Genomic DNA, 16,118 nt, shown 5'->3' with positions numbered 1-16,118 from the left:
TGCGAGGTTAATTTATGCAAACCAGAATAACTGCCCTGCATACGCTTACGCTGCTCGCGTTGTGCTGTCCGCAAGCGTGGGCTGGCGGCATCCTGCTGTACGAAATCGGCTCGGACAACACCGGTCTGGCCAACGCCGGTGCCGCCGCTCGCGCCCAGGGTCCTTCGACCATCGCCAGTAATCCGGCGGGCATGAGCTACCTGCCGGGAACCCAGATCACTGGCGGTCTACAAGTGCTCTACGGCAACCTTACATTCGATCGCGATGCACAGACCAACGTGCCAGGCAGCGGCAGTGGTAATGCACTCGATCCCATGCCCGGCGCCAGTTTCTTCATCAGCCATGAACTGGACGAGCATTGGAGCGTCGGCTTCGGTCAGTACGGCGATTTCGGTCTCGCGGTGAATTACGACAATGACTGGTCAGGACGCTACTTCGCACAAAACTCCAGCCTGCTCGGTTTGTCCCTGGTGCCCAGCGTGGCATATCGCTTCAACGAGCAATGGTCGGTAGGCGTGGGTGTCAAGGCCATGTACGGCATGTTGCAAACGCAAACCGCTATCGACCGATCCCCTTTCGGCTTCACTGACCGTAGCGACGGCCAGTTCAAATACAAGGACGGCACCTGGGGCTATGGCGCCAACGTCGGGGTGATCTATGCCCCGCAACCGGGGACACGCATCGGTCTAACCTACACCAGTGAGGTTGACCTGGATTTTGAGGATCGGCTGGATGTGAAAGGCGACGGAAGATTGCTGGGACGCGTCGACAATACCAAAACCGAACTCGACATGAAGGTGCCGCAGACGCTTACCTTGAGTCTGTTCCAGCAACTGGACCCGCGATGGGCCTTGCTCGCCTCGGTCAACTGGCAGGACTGGTCCGAGTTCGGCGATATCGCGGTGCAGGTCGACACCACGGCGTTCGATGCTCAGTCAAATACGGTCGACGCCGGCTTCAAGGACACCTGGCATCTCTCCCTCGGCGCGCAATTCCATGCCACCGAACAACTGTTGTGGAACTTCGGCGTGGCCTACGACAGCAGCGCCGTGTCGGATCACAACCGCACGGTGACGGTTCCTATCGGCAAATCCTGGCGCTTTGCAATGGGGGCTACCTATGCGCTGAACAAGGACACCGATGTCAACGTCAGTTGGGTACTGGCCTGGCTTGGTGACCAGCCCGTGGACCAGACAAAGTCCGTATCCGGCAATCGAATTTCCGGTGAGTTAGACAATGCCTGGCTACAGGCCTTGGCCGGAAACATGACCTGGCGATTCTGATCTTCTGCCAATGAAAAAGACTAACTCCTGGGAGCACCACCACGATGAACCTGTCCCGGAATCTGCTTGTCAGCGCCACATTGGCCGGTCTGTTGCTCAGTGGTTGTACGTCGACGGTCACAGAAGAAAATCAATACTCCGGCTTCTTGGGCAACTACAACAATTTGGGAGAAGTCACAACCACCACTGGCGAGAAGGCCATGCGCTGGGTGAGTCCGTCCTGGAATGCCAGTGCGTACGACACAGTGGTGTTCAACAAGCTGGAACTCTATCCAACCCCCAAACCGCCACTGAGCTGAGCTGATCGCGGTCGGAACCGACATTGGTCACCTCATGAGCAACGATCAAATGGTGCCGAGTATCGACTGCTGTCTGCACGTTGTAGCCGACGATTCCCGTACCGCGCGTCATCATTGATCGGGCGTCTGGATCGGTCAGTGAGACCTGCTTATCCGGTGAGTCGTTAAGCCAATTTGACCAGGTCGAGTTCGTCGACGAAGACGTCGACTATACGCACCGGCTTGGTATCGCTGACGTAGTTGTCGAGGCTTTCGGGAAGTAAGGTACCTTGACCTCTATGCTCCCCTTGAATAAAGCGCTTCACGAGACGATCCTCTTGTGGAACCCGAATGTTGGATGCTGCTGTGAAGATAGTGAAATCTACCCGTTTTGACGATGTCGACCACGATTTAGGGTATGAGTACCGTGGCCATAATTACAGCGTGCAGAACGATGGGGATATGTTCCTGATCAGAACTTACGACGACGAACCAGGGTGTGCGACTGTCGTAAGTCCGACCACGGCGCAGGCCAACGGGAATCTTAGGCAGCTCGTCACTTTCTTGCAGGCGGAGTTTGGGGTCTCTAGGATCTGCCTCTACAAGGCTGACTTGGGGCGTTACACTGAGATCGACCTTGAAACGTTGGCACTCCTTCCCATTTGAGTTCGGCGGCGATAGCGCGGTTGTTGTTTTTACACACTCTAGCCCGATAGCTGCCCTTCATCACTCGCAGAAATGGCTCGAAGCGGAGGCCCAAGGCATTGAACGCGGCGAGCATCGAGGCGCGCTGTACCTGGCCGACTACGGCGCGCCTGGTGGAGCTGGAGCAATGATTGGCGAGGCGATCTACGACGACACCCTGAAAGCTCAACGAATCGGGAAACTGTTGAAGTCCACCGAATTGGCCAGCTGGTGGTCAATCAAGCTGATAAAACCCTGCACCTCGGGGCAATTGAAATGCATGTGCATCGCTGCTTCGGATTGCCAGCGGGCACTCACGGTCCAGCGGTTGCTGTCCTCCGGGCAGCGGTCAACCAAATAAGAGTCGCAGCCCGGCAGTTCGCGCAGGGTTTCAACTATTTTTTGCAATTGCTTGCCCAGCTCATCCGAGCGGCCAGCGGCAGCCCGCAGATTAACGGTGTTGGTCACTTCGGTGGACATTGCTCACACTCCTGAGGTTTCGCTTGACTTGAGCATCGGCGCGGGGCTGGGGGAATCAGGGTGTGGGCATGAGCGCATCATACCCACTAACCGTATCAACGTCGGTTCAGGATGGCATTCCCATCTATGCCGCCGGCAGTGCGGCAATCGCCTCGACCTCCACCAGCATACCGTCCAGCGCCAACCGCGGAACTGCGATCAGTGTGCCGGTGGGCAGGTGCAAGCCCCAGGCCCGGTTTGCCTCGGCAGCCCATTCGGCGAGGCGCGACTCGGAGTGATCGACCACCAGTATGGTGAGTTTATACACGTCATTGAGCGTAGCGCCGGCCGCCGCAAGGCCGATCTCTACATTGGCGATTGTTTGCCGGACCTGCTCCGCAAAACCTGGCGCAAGATAGCCCTCGCGGTCCTGTCCACCCTGGCCGGCGAGGTGCACGATCCGCGCGTTGAGGGTCACCTGAGCGACGTGCGAATAGGCGTTGTCCGTCGGGTCGTAAAGGCCGGCAGGGTTGGACAGGGTGAACGCGGGCGAAGACATGTCTGAAGGCATAACGGACTCTCCAATTGATTGAGGTCGCATCGTCAGACCTCAACGTATATTGAGGTCAAGCCCATTTTTGCCGAACCTGTGGCTGCCAACTAATCACGTTCCAGCAGCCCAGCCCCCGAGCCTTGCTCGCCGAACTTGTCGGCCGGGTTTCGCAGCGGACAGTCTTCCAGCGACAGACAACCGCAGCCGATGCAGCCATCCAGCTCGTCGCGAAGGCGCGTGAGCATGATGATGCGTTCGTTGAGGTTGTCTCGCCAGTGCGACGAGATATCGCGCCATTGGCCGGCCGCCAGTTTGCTGTCCGACGGGTAAGCATCAAGCGCCTGCTTGATCTCTTTCAGTGAGATGCCTGCGCGCTGCGCGACCTTGATCACGGCGACGTATCTGAGCACGTGCGCCGGAAACTGGCGCTGATTTCCGCTGGTGCGGACGCTGGCGATCAGACCTTTCTTTTCGTAAAAGTGCAGCGCTGAAACAGCCACCCCGGCACGCCGCGCCACCTCGCCGACCGAGAGCATTCTCAAGCTTTTCACCCTGTTTCGCTCCAGCCTGCATCCATCAAAATAGTGAGGTCCGCTAGCCTGACAGCCGCGCATTGCACTACGCAAGATCGCGCCTGTGCGCCAGCCACGTGCATAGATTGTACTCGCCCCAGGTGCCAGGATTTCAGGTACGACTTGACCACGTCGCCGGGGTCTTCAGCGATGGCCTTGGGTAGACGTTGACCAAAGCGGCGGAACGAAAGCTTGTCGGACAAAAAGCTCCGCTTCGAGTCAAAGATATCTGGGCTACAGGATGCACTTTGCATAAGTCACCTGGTCGTCGGCAACGGCTGGAATTCGCCGCGCTCCAGGTTTTGCACCCGGTTGCCCATGGTGTCCGTTGCATTGAGATCCGCGCCTTTGGCTACCAGTGATTCAAGAATATCTTTGCGCTGGAACAGCGCCGCATACATGGCGGCCGTCTGACCAGCGTTATTGCGTTGATCGGGCGCGCAGTCGGCGGCGACCAGTTGCCGAGCGATGCTGAGTTCGCCTTTGAAGATCGCCCCCATCAATGCCGTGTTGCCCCTTAGATCTTTGGCGCAGGGATCAGCGCCAGCGTTTAGAAGTCGGGTTACGGTAGGTTGTTGGCCGTGGTAAGCGGCGAGAATCAGTGCGGTATAGCCTTTTTCGTCCTGAACGTTCAGATCGAACCTGGCATTGATGAACTCGTTGAGCATGTCTTGGCGGCCGTCTCGGGCGGCCTGAAAAAACAACTCCCGAAGTTGTGCCTGGGTATAGGCAGCGGTGCGGGTATCTGACGGGTTGGCGTGGGCCACGCCCGCAGTTATGCACAGCAGCAAAGCATAAAGGGTCGTGCGCATGTGATGTCCTCCAAAAGCCCCGACCCGCCGAGCAAACGGGCCGAGGTGGTCGGTCAGTCCTTCAGTGCAGCGGCCAGTTGCTTGACCTTGGCCAAATCGCCCTTGGCAACCTGGGCTACGCCGGTGCCGTATTCCGGATCTGCCTTGTAGAGGAACGACAGCATGATGTTCTTGCTTTCGGTATCGGTGGTCGCCAGTGATTCACCAAAGCTCTGAATCAGATCCTTGCGGTCCTTCTCGCTGTAGGAACGATACAAGGCGCCCGCCTGCTTGAAGTTTTGCTCGCGCTGGGTCTTGGCCTGTTGTGTGCTGCCGGACAATGGCAGTTGGCTGTAGCGCGCCTCTTCAACCGCTGGACGCGGATTGAGTCGGCTTGGCTCGTAGTTCACGCCGGTCGTGGTATGCCCGGTATTGAGCGTGCCGTCCTGATTGCCGTTGTTGACCTTGACCCGTGGAGCGTTGATGGGAAGGCTCAGTACGTTAGTGCCCACGCGATAGAGCTGCGTGTCAGCGTAGGAAAAGACCCGACCTTGCAGCAGGCGATCTTCCGAAGGCTCAATACCCGGCACGACGTTGGCTGGCGCCATGGCGACCTGCTCGGTTTCCTGGAAGAAGTTATTCACATTCTTGTTCAAGACCATCTGGCCGATTTTGCGCTCGGGAATACCTGGCCAGATTTTGGTGGCGTCCAGCGGGTCGAAGTCGAACTTCGCCAAGTCGTCAGGCTTGACCACCTGGACGTACAGGTCCCACTTCGGAAACTCGGCCTTATTGATGGCGGCAACCAGATCGTTGGTCAGGTGACTGTAGTCCTTGGACTGCACTTCAGCCACCTGCTTTGGATCCAGATTTTTCAGGCCCTGCAGGCTTTTCCAGTGGAACTTCACATAGTTGACTTCGCCCTTGGCGTTCACCAGTTTGTAGGCGTGCACGCTGTTGCCGTCCATGGTGCGATAGCTGGCTGGTGTGCCTTCGTTGGAGTACAGCAAAGTCAACGTGCGCGTAGCTTCCGGGACGTGGGAGAAGAAATCGAAACGTCGCGAATCGTCATCCAGGTTGGTGCGCGGGTCAGGCTTGAAGGCGTGGACCATGTCCGGGAACTTGACCGCGTCGCGGATGAAAAACGTCGGGAAGTTATTACCGACCAGGTCCCAATTGCCGTCGGCAGTGTAGAACTTGGTGGCAAAGCCGCGGGGGTCACGCAGAGTTTCAGGGGAGTGGTTGCCGTGGACAACGGCTGAAAACCGCACGAATACCGGGGTGTGCTCGCCTTTGCGGAAGACCTTGGCTTTGCTCAGATCAGAGGCGTCATCGGAAGCAACAAATTCGCCATGCACGCCAGTACCGCGAGCATGCACTACACGCTCCGGAATCCGTTCACGATCAAAGCGCTGGAGTTTTTGCAGCAATTGCACGTCTTGCAACAGGATCGGGCCGGTTGGGCCGGCGGTCTGGGAGTTCTGGTTATCGCCGACGGCGGCGCCGTTGTCGCGGGTCAGGGTGTCTGCGTAAGCTGCAAAACTGACCATCAGGCTTGCGCCAATCAGGCTGGCAGCGATAGGGGAACGGGGTAAATACATCTCGGACTCTCTCTGTTTTTGGTTTTTCTGAGAGTTGAAGCCTAGGGTTCAAACCCGCCATTGCTGAATGATTTCTGACTATGTGTTTGATAAATTAACAAATATTGACGGACGCCCGGTGCCTGGGGTTGCGCCGTCGCGGTCAGAGGTCTGAGAGCGTCCAAAGGCATAGGCGCCGGGATCGCCCGGGGAAATTTTGCCGGTGAGTTTGGCGAAAAGCTTCTCGCGGTGACCCCTTGGGTCGCTTCGCAGAGCCCGAAGTTATCGCGCCTTTGGCCGTGTTTTTGGCATCGAGCGAATCGCACTGGGTGACGGGAGAATCCATCCGGGCTTCGGGCGGTGTTCGGGGTGTGGGTTACTGACGCGACAGGGTAAACTTCAGGCGCACGCCCCGTTGCGGTGGAGCGGGGGGCGCGGCTGATAATCCGCATCGAGCCACCGATGTCTGGAACAGCAGCCCTTGTTTTTGGAACTTTATAGAGCCGCGCAACTTGTATTGTTGCCAGGGACTACCGGGGACCACGTCCAATCAGGGGAAGATCCTTTAGCATGTTCTTAAGCGCTAACGCGTCCCATGGGAGGTGCTCGGCGATACCGATTCCGACAACGTCGGCAATAGCCGCAACATCTGCCAATACCCTGACCATATCGGTGATGGTCATTTTGCCTTGAGCAATCCCGTCAAACGTGCCCGCTGGTGTCAGAGGATTAGCGAATAAGAGCGAACGAAAAAAATGTGGATCGAGTACATCGAGATCCAAATGGATCGCCAGATGTTTTGCCCCGGTTGACCGGAACCACCTCAGGATCGGTTCACTGCTGACCGCCAGTTCCGCCGGGCTTGCTTTGCTCAACCCCAGGCGTTCGATCAATGCTGTTTCAACCGGAGTGGTTGCTTGTAAACCGACATACATCACGTTCTGTGGCTTGAGTGGACGCTTTACCGCGTCGGCGAATTCGGCGTCACCTTCACCCAAGAGATTTCCCAGCACCATGGCGTGGGCATTGGAAAAGTCATGGGGGGTCAAGACATCCGGATGCGCATCTACCCAGAGCACTGCAAGGTCACCGTCGTAGCGCTCATTCAGGTAAGCGAACGGCGCCAGATCTACCAGGCAATCGCCGCCCAGAATAACGACCCTGTCCGGCGCATGTTGATCAATCAACGCGCGCGCGTTACGCATTTGTTTGAGAAGTGCGCCACGCCCGAGGATGCCATTCTCCAATGGCAGTGGTTCATCTGTTGGCGCGTCGACCGTGACTTCGGCGACCGGGCCTGATGGGGCAGGTGCGAGCCAGGAGAGAAGCTGCGCCCCAAAGTGGTAGGGCGGATTGTTACCACCCTGCCATTGAGGAAACAGCAATCGTAGCGTGAGATCTTGTGGTGTGTTCATAGGGGTGAGTCCTCGGTCTCTTGGTTCAATACCTGATCAGGCACGTCGTGCAAGCGCAAGGCTTGTCGACAGGAAAACAATCGCCAGCACATACAGAAGTGCTCCAGCGAAGAACACCGTGGCTAGCCCGAAGCGGTCGACAATGCCGCCGCCAAAACCCGAGCCGGCGGCAATTGCAAGTTGAATTATTGTAATGAATACGGTCGAGGAGGCTTCCTCATTTACCGAAGGGACGATGCAAAAGATCAGCACCGAGCGGCGATTAATATTGCCGGCAAGAAGCAGAACACCGGGTGCTCCAATGGCAGCCAGAAGCCCCGGCAATGTCACCATGAGCCCGACATGACCTGGACTGAACGCAAAACTGGATGCAACTTCCGGTAGTACACCAACAGGGAGGAATTCAGCTGTCACGAAGCTGAACGTCCCTAATGTAATCGCGGCCACGGGTGCCCATGTTTAAGAGGACCCGACTCGTCAGCGCTATCAACTGTTAAGTCGTGTATCGACTGGTTTATAAAAATCTCGACGTTCCCACAAGGTGCATTTGAAGACGTTGGACAATGGTAATTGCATCCAGGCACTGGAGAGCCGCCTCGGTGTACGTTTGCTGAATCGAACCACGCGGCGTCAAAGTCTGACCGAGTTCGGTACACGTTATCTGGATCGCTGCAAACTGATCCTCGCCGAGACGGAAGCCGCTGAGTCAATGGCCAACGAAGCGCTTAGCGCTCCGAGCGGGAAGTTGCGCATCAGTGCGCCGATCAATTTCGGGGCGGGGAGCTTCATGAAGTTCATACAAATGTTCCTCGAACGTTATCCGAAGATAGAAATATCACTGACGCTGACAGATAGATTTGTTGACCTCACGGATGATGGGTACGAAGCCGCCATTCGCATAGGCGGTCTACACCTGGAAGCCGATTCGCTTGTCAGGCGCCAGCTGAAAAAGTACCAGTTGGTCGCGTGCGCATCGCCGGCGTACATCGAGAAGTTTGGTACACCCGGTACCCCTGAAGATCTAGCGGCGCATAACTGTGTGTCGTACATGTTTGCGGATCGGACTTCTGAACAATGTTGGCGCTTCTCCAAAGATGGAGAACAACATGAAGCGCGCTTCAAGAGCCGGTTATCGGTCAACGATATGCGAGCGCTGATTACCGCAGGCGTAAACAATTTCGGGATCGTCCTCGGCGCTGAAGACACACTCGCCGACGCTATAGCGGCGGGGCTGCTGGTGCCCATACTTCAAGAATATCAGGGGCCTTCGATGCCGCTGAGCCTCGTCTACAGGGCGGACCGACAACGAACTGCCAACCTCAGAGCTTTCGTAGAAGAGGCGGGAGTTTTTTTTGAGAACCTGGACTACGGATTCTGATAACAGTGGGTACCGCTGGGTAGTTGAGTTTCTGCCAGTGAGCCTGACACAGGCCCTCGCTTTGACGCGCTACAGGAAGCGTGCCCGTGCCAGCGAAACCGTCGAGGCCATTGCTAGGTGGTGACGGGCAGTGCTGCCGGCACATCAGATCGTCGGTCCACCCGCTTGCCAAGCCGCCAACCCAGCAGGCCCCACAGCATTGCACACAGTGCGCCGATCAGCGCCGCCATGCCGGCGCCTTGGCCGAGCATGTCCAATGCGCTTTTGGCCCAGGCACTGATGGCGTCGCCGGCGCGATAGATCACGGTGTCGATGACGTTCTTTGCCTTGTATTTGCTCTCGGCATCGAGCGGGGCAAACAGCATCTCCCGCCCCGGGCGCACGAAGGCGTACTCGCCAACGCGGCGGACGATCATGAGCGCGGCGATCAGGCCGAAACTGGGCGCGAACATCAGCCCTATGAAACCCGCGCACATGACTAGCGGCACGATCGCCAGCAGCACGCCGACCCCTAGCCGTTGGGCGATGCGTCCAGTGATGAACAATTGAGCGAGCAGGGCGCCCGCCTGCACGACGAAGTCGATGATCCCGAAAACGCGTACCTGCGCCTCGCGGTCAGGGTAGTGTTCGGCGACGACACGCGCCTGCTCGAAGTAGAGAAAGGTAGTGACCGAGGCCAGCAGCACCACAAAGCCGGAGATACCGAGCAGATAGGGTGATTTCAAAACGGCCGTCAGACCGCTGAAGGGGTTGCCGGGCAACGGCCTTTGTGGGTTTTCGCTGGGCGCGGCGCCGGGGCGTCCTGCGCCACCCCGTTCACGCCAGTGCATCAGCCTTCGCTTGAACAGTATTGCAGTACCCAGCAAAACAGCGGCAAGCAGCATCAAGCCGGACTCACCCAACGGACCGATCAACAGGGCACTCAGCACCGGGCCACTCAGGCCGCCGACGCTGGCGCCCGCTGCGATGAAGGCGAACAGGCGTTTGGCCTGGGCGCTATCGAATACGTCGGCCATCAGACTCCAGGCCACCGATACGACGAACAGGTTGTAGACCGAGATCCAGACGTAAAACAGCCGGGCCAGCCACGGGCTGTCCTCGCCCAGGAACAAGACGGCAAACAACAGCAGGTTGGCGCAGAAAAAGCCGTACACCCAGCCCACGAAATGCAGGCGCGGCACGCGTGCGCTGAGCCAGGCGAACAGCGGAACGGCCGCCAGCATGACCAGAAAAGTCGCGGTGAACAGCCACTGCAAGTTGTCTACGCCGGCGGATATACCCATCGATTCGCGGATCGGACGTAGCATGAAATATCCGGCAAACAGGCAAACGAACAGCAGAAAACCATCGAGCGCCGGGCGCAGTTCGTGGTCTTGGGCATTGATGATGACGCTCGCACGGTGGGTGAGACGGGACATATCCATAGTGTGCTCCTGAGGGAGTGGCGATGCGAGGCACGGACACGTCCGCGCCATCGCGGTCAGCGGTAGGTGACGCCGGTCAGTCGCTCTGAGAGTTGCCACAGCGCGTCGGAACTGGAGCGGTCGGCGGCTGCCTGAGGCATCTTGGCGAAGCCCAGCGGGCCGCGCTTTTCGTCATCCCCGGTGGGCCCGTAATAGGCACCCCCGACGGCCTCCGGCGCCGTCGCCGCATAAAGCGTGGGCAGCGCGCCCTGCGCTGCGGAGTGATACACGTCCCGGTCTTTGGCCCATTGCTTGCCAAATTCGCTGTTGAGTCCGGGGCCACGGGCAATCAACTCGGTCACGGCAACGCCTGGGTGAGCGGCGATGCTGCGTATTCCCCAACCGGCGGCATCGCTGCGCTGCTGCAGTTGAATACTCCACATCAGTACCGCCAGTTTCGATTGGCTGTATGAGGAGAAAGGGTCGTACTTGCGCTCGGCCTGCAGGTCATCGAGGTTCAGGTTTGCGCGCATTGCGGCGATGCTCGACAGGCTGACCACCCGTGCATCGTCACTTTGGCGTAGCAAGGGCATCAGCAGGCCGGTCAAGGCGAAATGGCCCAGGTAGTTGGTCGCCAGCTGCATCTCGTATCCATCGGCCGAAACGCCTCGGGTCGGCGGCGACATGATGGCGGCGTTGTTGATCAGCACGTCCAGCTTTTGCAGGCGCCCCTGCAGGCGGCTGGCGAGGTCGCGCACGGATTGGAGATTGGCGAGATCCAACGCTTCGAATTGCACGCGCGCCTCGGGCACGACCTGCTTGATTTTTGCAATCGCTTCGCGACCGCGCTCGGCATTCCGTGCGGCGATGATGACTTGCGCACCGGCTCGCGTCAGTGCCAGCGCGTCCTCGTAGCCCATGCCACTGGTGCCCCCGGTCACCAGCACGATGCGGCCTTTTTGGTCAGGCATGTCGTGCGTTGACCAGTCCGGCTTGGGCTCGGTACGCGGGGTGGCTTGCGCGGCCAGTGCGGCCAGCGCGGCCCCGGCGAACAGCGCTCGGGCGGCACGGAGGATGTTTCGGCTCGCGCTGTTTTTTGGCGTGGTGACTGAGTAACTCATTGGGAAATTCTCCTTTCGCGTTGTGTGTTCCCGGGTGACGGGGCGAGAGGCAAGTATCGGTGTACGACTGCCTGAGAATAAGTCGGGCTTTGATGGATGGGCCGTACGGTCGGGCGTACACTGAGCCCCTCTGGAGGAGAGCTCATGCGTAAACCAAACCTTACCGACGTCACGTTATTTGCTGCGGTGGTCGAAGCGGGCGGATTCCGCGCCGCTGCGCAAAAGCGAGGCCTGTCCGCCTCATCGTTGAGTGACTGCATACGTCGGCTGGAAAGCGATCTGGGCTTGCGCCTGCTCAATCGGACCACACGCAGTGTCACGCCCACGGCTGCGGGAGAGCGATTGCTCGAGCGCCTGTGCCCGGCCTTGCAGGAAATTGACGCCGCTTTCAACGACCTGGACGACGACGCTCAGCGCCCGGTTGGCACGTTGAAGCTCAATGTGCCGGTGCCTGTGGCACGCTTTCTGTTGCCCGACCTGTTGGCGCGTTTTCTGCGACTTTATCCAGGGGTTAACGTCGAGGTGGTCATGGAGAACACCTTTATCGACGTTATTGCAGGCGGGTATGACGCGGGTGTGCGCTATGAAGAGAGTCTGGCCAAGGACATGATCGCGGTGCCCATCGGCCCGCGTCGCCAGCGCTTCGTTGCCGCCGCCGCCCCGCGCTATCTGGCCGAACGTGGCACGCCTGCGCAGCCCGAAGAACTGATAGACCACGCGTTGCTTGGCCATCGATTCGAGAGTGGAAAAGTGGGCGTGTTTGAGTTTCAAAGAGGCGGGCGCGTTGTGCGCATCCCGCCCCAGGGGCAGTTGCTGACGTCGTCGCACGACTTGACGATTCGCTCAGCCATCAACGGGCTTGGCATCGTCTACACCTTCGAGGACTTCCTGCGCGAGCCGCTTTCCGATGGCCGGCTCGTGCCGATTCTCGAGGACTGGTGGCAGGCATTCGACGGCCCGTTTCTTTACTACCACGGGCGCCGTCACATGCCTTCGCCGCTCAGGGCGTTCGTCGACTTTCTCAGGGCCGAAGCGCAGCCGCGCCTGAACTCAGGCGTCGCCAACGTTAATCTCTGAACGACACGCTCCGGCCACTTGTTAAAAAGCACCGACCCCCAACCTCACAAAACCCTCAAAGCCGCCGTTCATGGCAGAATCCCCCCAACTTGATCGTTTTGGAGACCACCATGCTTCGTGCGTTTGAACGAAGGCTCGACCCTTTTCCTCCCGATGAGGTACCCCCGCCACCCAACGGCCTGGCGAGGTTCCTGTGGGCCTGCACGCGGGGCGCGCGCGGTTATATCCTCGCGTTTGCGCTGCTCAGCGCCGGCGTGTCGATTTACGAAGCCTGGCTGTTTGCCTTCCTCGGGCAAGTCGTGGACCTGCTCTCGACCTGGCAGGCCGGCGGTGATGCCGCTGCGCAGGAAAGTCGCGTGCTGTGGGGCATGGGCATCGTGATGGTGTCCAGCGTTGGGTTGGTGGCGTTGCGCACCATGGTGCAGCACCAGATATTGGCGATCAATTTGCCGTTGCGGCTGCGGTGGGATTTCCACCGCCTGATGCTGCGGCAGAGCCTGTCGTTTTTTTCCGATGAGTTTTCCGGCCGGGTCACGACCAAGGTGATGCAGACGGCGCTGGCGGTGCGCGACGTGCTGTTCACCCTGATCGAGATCGCACCCGGGATTGGCGTGTATTTCATCGCGATCATTGCCTTGGCCGGCGGCTTCGCACTGAAACTGATGCTGCCGTTCGTGGCCTGGATCGTGTTGTTCGGGCTGGCGATGGTGTACTTCGTGCCGCGCTTGGGGAAAGTCGGGCAGGAGCAAGCCAATGCGCGATCGATGATGACCGGGCGCATTTCGGATGCGTACACCAACATCACCACGGTGAAGCTGTTTTCCCACTCCAATCGTGAAGCGCATTTTGCGCGAGCAGCGATGGAGGATTTCAAGCAAACCGGTTTTCGCCAGATGCGCCTGGTCAGCCAGTTCGAGATCGTCAACCAGGCATTGGTGGTGGCGTTGATCATGGCAGCAGGGGGTTATGCCTTGTGGCTGTGGCATCAGGGGGAGGTGGGCGCGGGTGCCGTGGCGGCGATCACCGCCATGGCGTTGCGTATCAACGGCATGTCGCATTGGATCATGTGGCAAATGACCTCGCTGTTCGAGAGCATCGGCACCGTTCAGGATGGCATGGCAACGCTGACCCTGGGCACCAAGGTGCAGGACGCGCCCGACGCGGATGCGCTGGTGACATCCGGCGGCGCGGTGACCTTCGATAATGTGAGCTTCAACTACAATGGCGAACGCCAGGTGCTCGATGGCCTTAGCCTGAACATCCGCCCGGGCGAAAAAATCGGCCTGGTGGGCCGCTCCGGCGCCGGCAAATCCACGCTGATCAACTTGCTGCTGCGCTTCTACGACGTCGACAGCGGCGAGATTCGCATCGATGGCCAAAACATCGCGCACGTGACGCAAGACAGCCTGCGCAGTTCCATCGGCATGGTCACCCAGGATACCTCCCTGCTGCACCGTTCCATCCGCGACAACATCGCCTACGGTCGACCCGATGCGACCGACGCGCAAATCCGCACTGCTGCGGCCAATGCCCAGGCCGACGGGTTCATCAGCCAGCTGAGCGATAAACAAGGTCATACCGGCTACGACACCCTGGTGGGTGAGCGCGGCATCAAGCTGTCGGGCGGCCAGCGCCAACGCGTCGCGATTGCCCGGGTGATGCTCAAGAACGCGCCGATCCTGCTGCTGGACGAGGCCACCAGCGCGCTGGACTCGGAAGTCGAAGTCGCCATTCAGGAAAGCCTCGATGAAATGATGCAGGGCAAAACCGTGATCGCCATCGCCCATCGGCTGTCGACGATTGCGGCCATGGACCGGCTCATCGTCATGGACGACGGGCGCATCATCGAACAGGGCACCCACGCCGAATTGCTCGACAAGAACGGTGTTTATGCGCGGTTGTGGCAGCACCAGAGCGGCGGGTTTCTGGGTGAGGACAAGGGTGTGGTTGAGGTGATGGATCAGGAGTAATTGGTGCGGGTGCGTAGTAGTGGGGCGAGAGAGGAAGGCCCGGCTGTTGCCGTTTGGTGACGGCTGTTCTGAGCCGTTTTCTAGCTGTGGCGAGCAGCTGGAAATGGCCCAAAGCTACCTTCGTTGAGGCTCGCAATCGGCCAATGGCTGCCGGTCGTGAACGAGAACGTTGTTCCAGGCTTATGCTGGAAACGGCCGATGGACTCATCATAATGCTGCCTACCGCAATATCGATCGCTCTGCGGGATCATGTGATCGCGTACGGAAAGACCGTGGCAAGCCACGGTCTCCAACGAATGATTTTAGTGCAAAACCGCTTGGGTTTCCGGCGCAAGGCCTGGCTCTCGCACCCCATACACAAGCACCTTGGTCAGGATCACCGCGGCTGCGAGCGCACAAAAAACCAGTCCGCTGAAAATGGTTCCTTCCATGCCCATGCGTGCGAGGAACCAGCCACCCGCTGTTGCGCCGAGCGTCACGCCCAGGTTGATGAACGAAATATAGAGACCTGTCACAAACTCGGGAGCCTCCGGGGCTTCGGAGGTCAGCCAGACCTGGGTCACGATCAGGCCACTGGTGTGAGTGGCTCCCCACAGCAAGACGATCAAGACCATCGGCAAGATGGCGGGGCTGGTAAAGAAATGAAGGATCAGGTACGACGCGCCCAGCATGATCGGATGCATCAGCGTGGTACCCACGTTGTTCTGGACAGTAAGCGGCCTGCCAGCAGATTACCGGCCACACCGCCTACGCCGAACAGGATCAACATGGCGCTGATCACCTCTCCGCTCATGCCGGCTTCGCGAGACAGGTACTCGGCGCTGTAGGAATACACCGAAAACATCGCACCGAAGATCAGGGTGGAGGCCAGGATATTGAGCCACAACGTGGGTTTGCGCAGGATAGCCAGCTGTTCTCCGTACGGCGTTCGCTGCCCGGCAAAGGTATCGGGTAACCGGCCTCTGACGCGCTGACGCTGTAGCGTTCGATGATTACCGGCAAAATACCGACCACGCCGAACTCGATGGTGTAGACCCCGAACAAACCGAGGGCAATGAAGAACAACGGATTGAACATTTTCATGGTCGGTCCTCCAGCGTCACGATAACTTTGCCGAACTGCTCACCGGCTTCCAGGTACTGATGGGCCTCGACGATCTCGTCGAAGACAAAGGTTTTGGCGATCACCGGGGACAGGCTGCCGTCGATCAGGCCGTTGGATACGAACGCCTTGCCCTGGGCCAACAGGGCGGGATCAATGGACGTCGGCATGCTAGGTCGCAGACGACAGCGGAAACAGAGGCTAGAGTTCCGGACACATCGGACGTTTCGTTCCGCAATCCAAGGCGCAGACTCAAGGAGAGAGCATGGACAACCTCAGCGGAATCTCGGTTTTCGTCCAGGTTGCCGAGACCCGCAGCTTTGTAGCGGCGGGACGGCTATTGGGCGTGTCGTCTTCGGCAGTTGGCAAAAGCGTTGCCGCTGCCCCCTGTTACCTCGATCAGTGAGGCAGTTGCCGTCTCCAGCCAGCACAATCCGTTTCCGAAGTAGCTGG

The 16,118-nt window shown here is 59.0% G+C and carries 20 protein-coding genes and 3 pseudogenes; 8 read left to right on the top strand and 15 right to left on the bottom strand.

Annotated elements, in window-relative coordinates:
• Positions 1–14: 14 nt before the first annotated feature.
• Both ACYZT1_RS16035 and ACYZT1_RS16030 read left to right on the top strand, forming a co-directional pair.
• Positions 15–1,283, top strand: a complete 1,269-nt coding sequence (locus ACYZT1_RS16035) for an OmpP1/FadL family transporter (protein ID WP_462015682.1) — start codon at positions 15–17, stop codon at positions 1,281–1,283.
• 44 nt (positions 1,284–1,327) lie between these two features.
• Positions 1,328–1,570: pseudogene (locus ACYZT1_RS16030) on the top strand (DUF3313 family protein); the annotation flags it as partial.
• Here ACYZT1_RS16030 and ACYZT1_RS16025 read toward each other — a convergent pair.
• Together ACYZT1_RS16025 and ACYZT1_RS16020 are read right to left on the bottom strand one after the other, a co-directional pair.
• Positions 1,569–1,751 (bottom strand): annotated as a pseudogene (locus ACYZT1_RS16025) (IS5/IS1182 family transposase); the annotation flags it as partial. The pseudogenes ACYZT1_RS16030 and ACYZT1_RS16025 sit on opposite strands and share 2 nt — an antisense overlap.
• Entirely contained in the window at positions 1,747–1,887 is a 141-nt protein-coding gene (locus ACYZT1_RS16020; RefSeq protein ID WP_462015681.1) for a hypothetical protein, read from the bottom strand. The gene ACYZT1_RS16020 and the pseudogene ACYZT1_RS16025, both read right to left, overlap by 5 nt.
• 25 nt (positions 1,888–1,912) lie before the next feature.
• On the opposite strand from ACYZT1_RS16020, the gene ACYZT1_RS16015 reads away from it, so the two are divergent.
• Positions 1,913–2,227, top strand: coding sequence for a hypothetical protein (locus ACYZT1_RS16015; protein ID WP_462015680.1), 315 nt, complete (start codon positions 1,913–1,915; stop codon positions 2,225–2,227).
• A 204-nt stretch (positions 2,228–2,431) separates the two neighbouring features.
• Here the strand turns inward: ACYZT1_RS16015 and ACYZT1_RS16010 are convergent, their stop codons facing one another.
• The 5 genes from ACYZT1_RS16010 to katB form a co-directional block, all read right to left on the bottom strand.
• Positions 2,432–2,725, bottom strand: coding sequence for a putative quinol monooxygenase (locus tag ACYZT1_RS16010; protein WP_462015679.1), 294 nt, complete (start codon positions 2,723–2,725; stop codon positions 2,432–2,434).
• Between the two features lie 124 nt (positions 2,726–2,849).
• Positions 2,850–3,275 carry a RidA family protein gene (locus ACYZT1_RS16005; RefSeq protein ID WP_462015678.1) on the bottom strand — a complete coding sequence of 142 codons (426 nt, stop codon included), beginning with the start codon at positions 3,273–3,275 and terminating at the stop codon, positions 2,850–2,852.
• An 89-nt stretch (positions 3,276–3,364) separates the two neighbouring features.
• Complete coding sequence (gene soxR / locus ACYZT1_RS16000) at positions 3,365–3,793, bottom strand: redox-sensitive transcriptional activator SoxR (protein WP_462019263.1); 429 nt, start codon at positions 3,791–3,793, stop codon at positions 3,365–3,367.
• Between the two features lie 293 nt (positions 3,794–4,086).
• A complete protein-coding gene (locus ACYZT1_RS15995) occupies positions 4,087–4,641 on the bottom strand; it encodes an ankyrin repeat domain-containing protein (protein ID WP_462015677.1) in 555 nt (184 codons plus the stop codon).
• Positions 4,642–4,694: 53 nt separating this feature from the next.
• A complete protein-coding gene (gene katB, locus ACYZT1_RS15990) occupies positions 4,695–6,170 on the bottom strand; it encodes a catalase KatB (protein ID WP_462019262.1) in 1,476 nt (491 codons plus the stop codon).
• A gap of 287 nt (positions 6,171–6,457) precedes the next feature.
• Here katB and ACYZT1_RS15985 point away from each other — a divergent pair, with 287 nt between their 5' ends.
• A complete protein-coding gene (locus ACYZT1_RS15985; RefSeq protein ID WP_462015676.1) occupies positions 6,458–6,583 on the top strand; it encodes an SDR family oxidoreductase in 126 nt (41 codons plus the stop codon).
• A gap of 147 nt (positions 6,584–6,730) precedes the next feature.
• Here the strand turns inward: ACYZT1_RS15985 and ACYZT1_RS15980 are convergent, their stop codons facing one another.
• Entirely contained in the window at positions 6,731–7,615 is an 885-nt protein-coding gene (locus ACYZT1_RS15980) for an arginase family protein (protein ID WP_462015675.1), read from the bottom strand.
• A 36-nt stretch (positions 7,616–7,651) separates the two neighbouring features.
• On the bottom strand, positions 7,652–8,062 hold the full coding sequence (locus tag ACYZT1_RS15975; protein WP_462015674.1) for a hypothetical protein: 411 nt from the start codon (positions 8,060–8,062) through the stop codon (positions 7,652–7,654).
• Between the two features lie 100 nt (positions 8,063–8,162).
• Here ACYZT1_RS15975 and ACYZT1_RS15970 point away from each other — a divergent pair, with 100 nt between their 5' ends.
• Positions 8,163–8,993 (top strand): LysR substrate-binding domain-containing protein, encoded by an 831-nt coding sequence (locus tag ACYZT1_RS15970; RefSeq protein WP_462015673.1) that lies wholly within the window; start codon positions 8,163–8,165, stop codon positions 8,991–8,993.
• A 113-nt stretch (positions 8,994–9,106) separates the two neighbouring features.
• Here the strand turns inward: ACYZT1_RS15970 and ACYZT1_RS15965 are convergent, their stop codons facing one another.
• Entirely contained in the window at positions 9,107–10,417 is a 1,311-nt protein-coding gene (locus ACYZT1_RS15965) for an NTP/NDP exchange transporter (RefSeq protein WP_462015672.1), read from the bottom strand.
• A gap of 56 nt (positions 10,418–10,473) precedes the next feature.
• On the bottom strand, positions 10,474–11,517 hold the full coding sequence (locus tag ACYZT1_RS15960) for an SDR family oxidoreductase (protein ID WP_462015671.1): 1,044 nt from the start codon (positions 11,515–11,517) through the stop codon (positions 10,474–10,476).
• 144 nt (positions 11,518–11,661) lie between these two features.
• On the opposite strand from ACYZT1_RS15960, the gene ACYZT1_RS15955 reads away from it, so the two are divergent.
• On the top strand, positions 11,662–12,594 hold the full coding sequence (locus tag ACYZT1_RS15955; RefSeq protein WP_462015670.1) for a LysR family transcriptional regulator: 933 nt from the start codon (positions 11,662–11,664) through the stop codon (positions 12,592–12,594).
• A gap of 110 nt (positions 12,595–12,704) precedes the next feature.
• A complete protein-coding gene (locus tag ACYZT1_RS15950; RefSeq protein WP_462015669.1) occupies positions 12,705–14,564 on the top strand; it encodes an ABC transporter ATP-binding protein in 1,860 nt (619 codons plus the stop codon).
• Between the two features lie 302 nt (positions 14,565–14,866).
• On the opposite strand, the gene ACYZT1_RS15945 is transcribed toward ACYZT1_RS15950, so the two are convergent.
• The 4 genes from ACYZT1_RS15945 to ACYZT1_RS15930 are packed head-to-tail and all read right to left on the bottom strand — an operon-like array spanning position 14,867 to position 15,835.
• Positions 14,867–15,247 (bottom strand): hypothetical protein, encoded by a 381-nt coding sequence (locus ACYZT1_RS15945; RefSeq protein WP_462015668.1) that lies wholly within the window; start codon positions 15,245–15,247, stop codon positions 14,867–14,869.
• The gene (locus ACYZT1_RS15940; RefSeq protein ID WP_462015667.1) at positions 15,247–15,450 is read right to left on the bottom strand and encodes a hypothetical protein; all 204 of its coding nucleotides are present in this window, start codon (positions 15,448–15,450) and stop codon (positions 15,247–15,249) included. Before ACYZT1_RS15940 ends, ACYZT1_RS15945 begins: the two co-directional genes overlap by 1 nt.
• Positions 15,420–15,647: a hypothetical protein gene (locus ACYZT1_RS15935; protein WP_462015666.1), complete on the bottom strand. Its 228-nt coding sequence runs from the start codon at positions 15,645–15,647 to the stop codon at positions 15,420–15,422. The genes ACYZT1_RS15940 and ACYZT1_RS15935 overlap by 31 nt, the downstream gene beginning before the upstream one ends.
• Positions 15,644–15,835 carry a zinc-binding dehydrogenase gene (locus tag ACYZT1_RS15930; protein WP_462015665.1) on the bottom strand — a complete coding sequence of 64 codons (192 nt, stop codon included), beginning with the start codon at positions 15,833–15,835 and terminating at the stop codon, positions 15,644–15,646. Before ACYZT1_RS15930 ends, ACYZT1_RS15935 begins: the two co-directional genes overlap by 4 nt.
• 95 nt (positions 15,836–15,930) lie before the next feature.
• Here ACYZT1_RS15930 and ACYZT1_RS15925 point away from each other — a divergent pair.
• Positions 15,931–16,044 (top strand): annotated as a pseudogene (locus tag ACYZT1_RS15925) (LysR family transcriptional regulator); the annotation flags it as partial.
• Positions 16,045–16,118: the final 74 nt, after the last annotated feature.

Source organism: Pseudomonas sp. PB3P13 (assembly GCF_054897735.1).
Note: the sequence above shows the minus strand (reverse complement) of the source record. Positions and strands in the feature narration are given on the sequence as shown.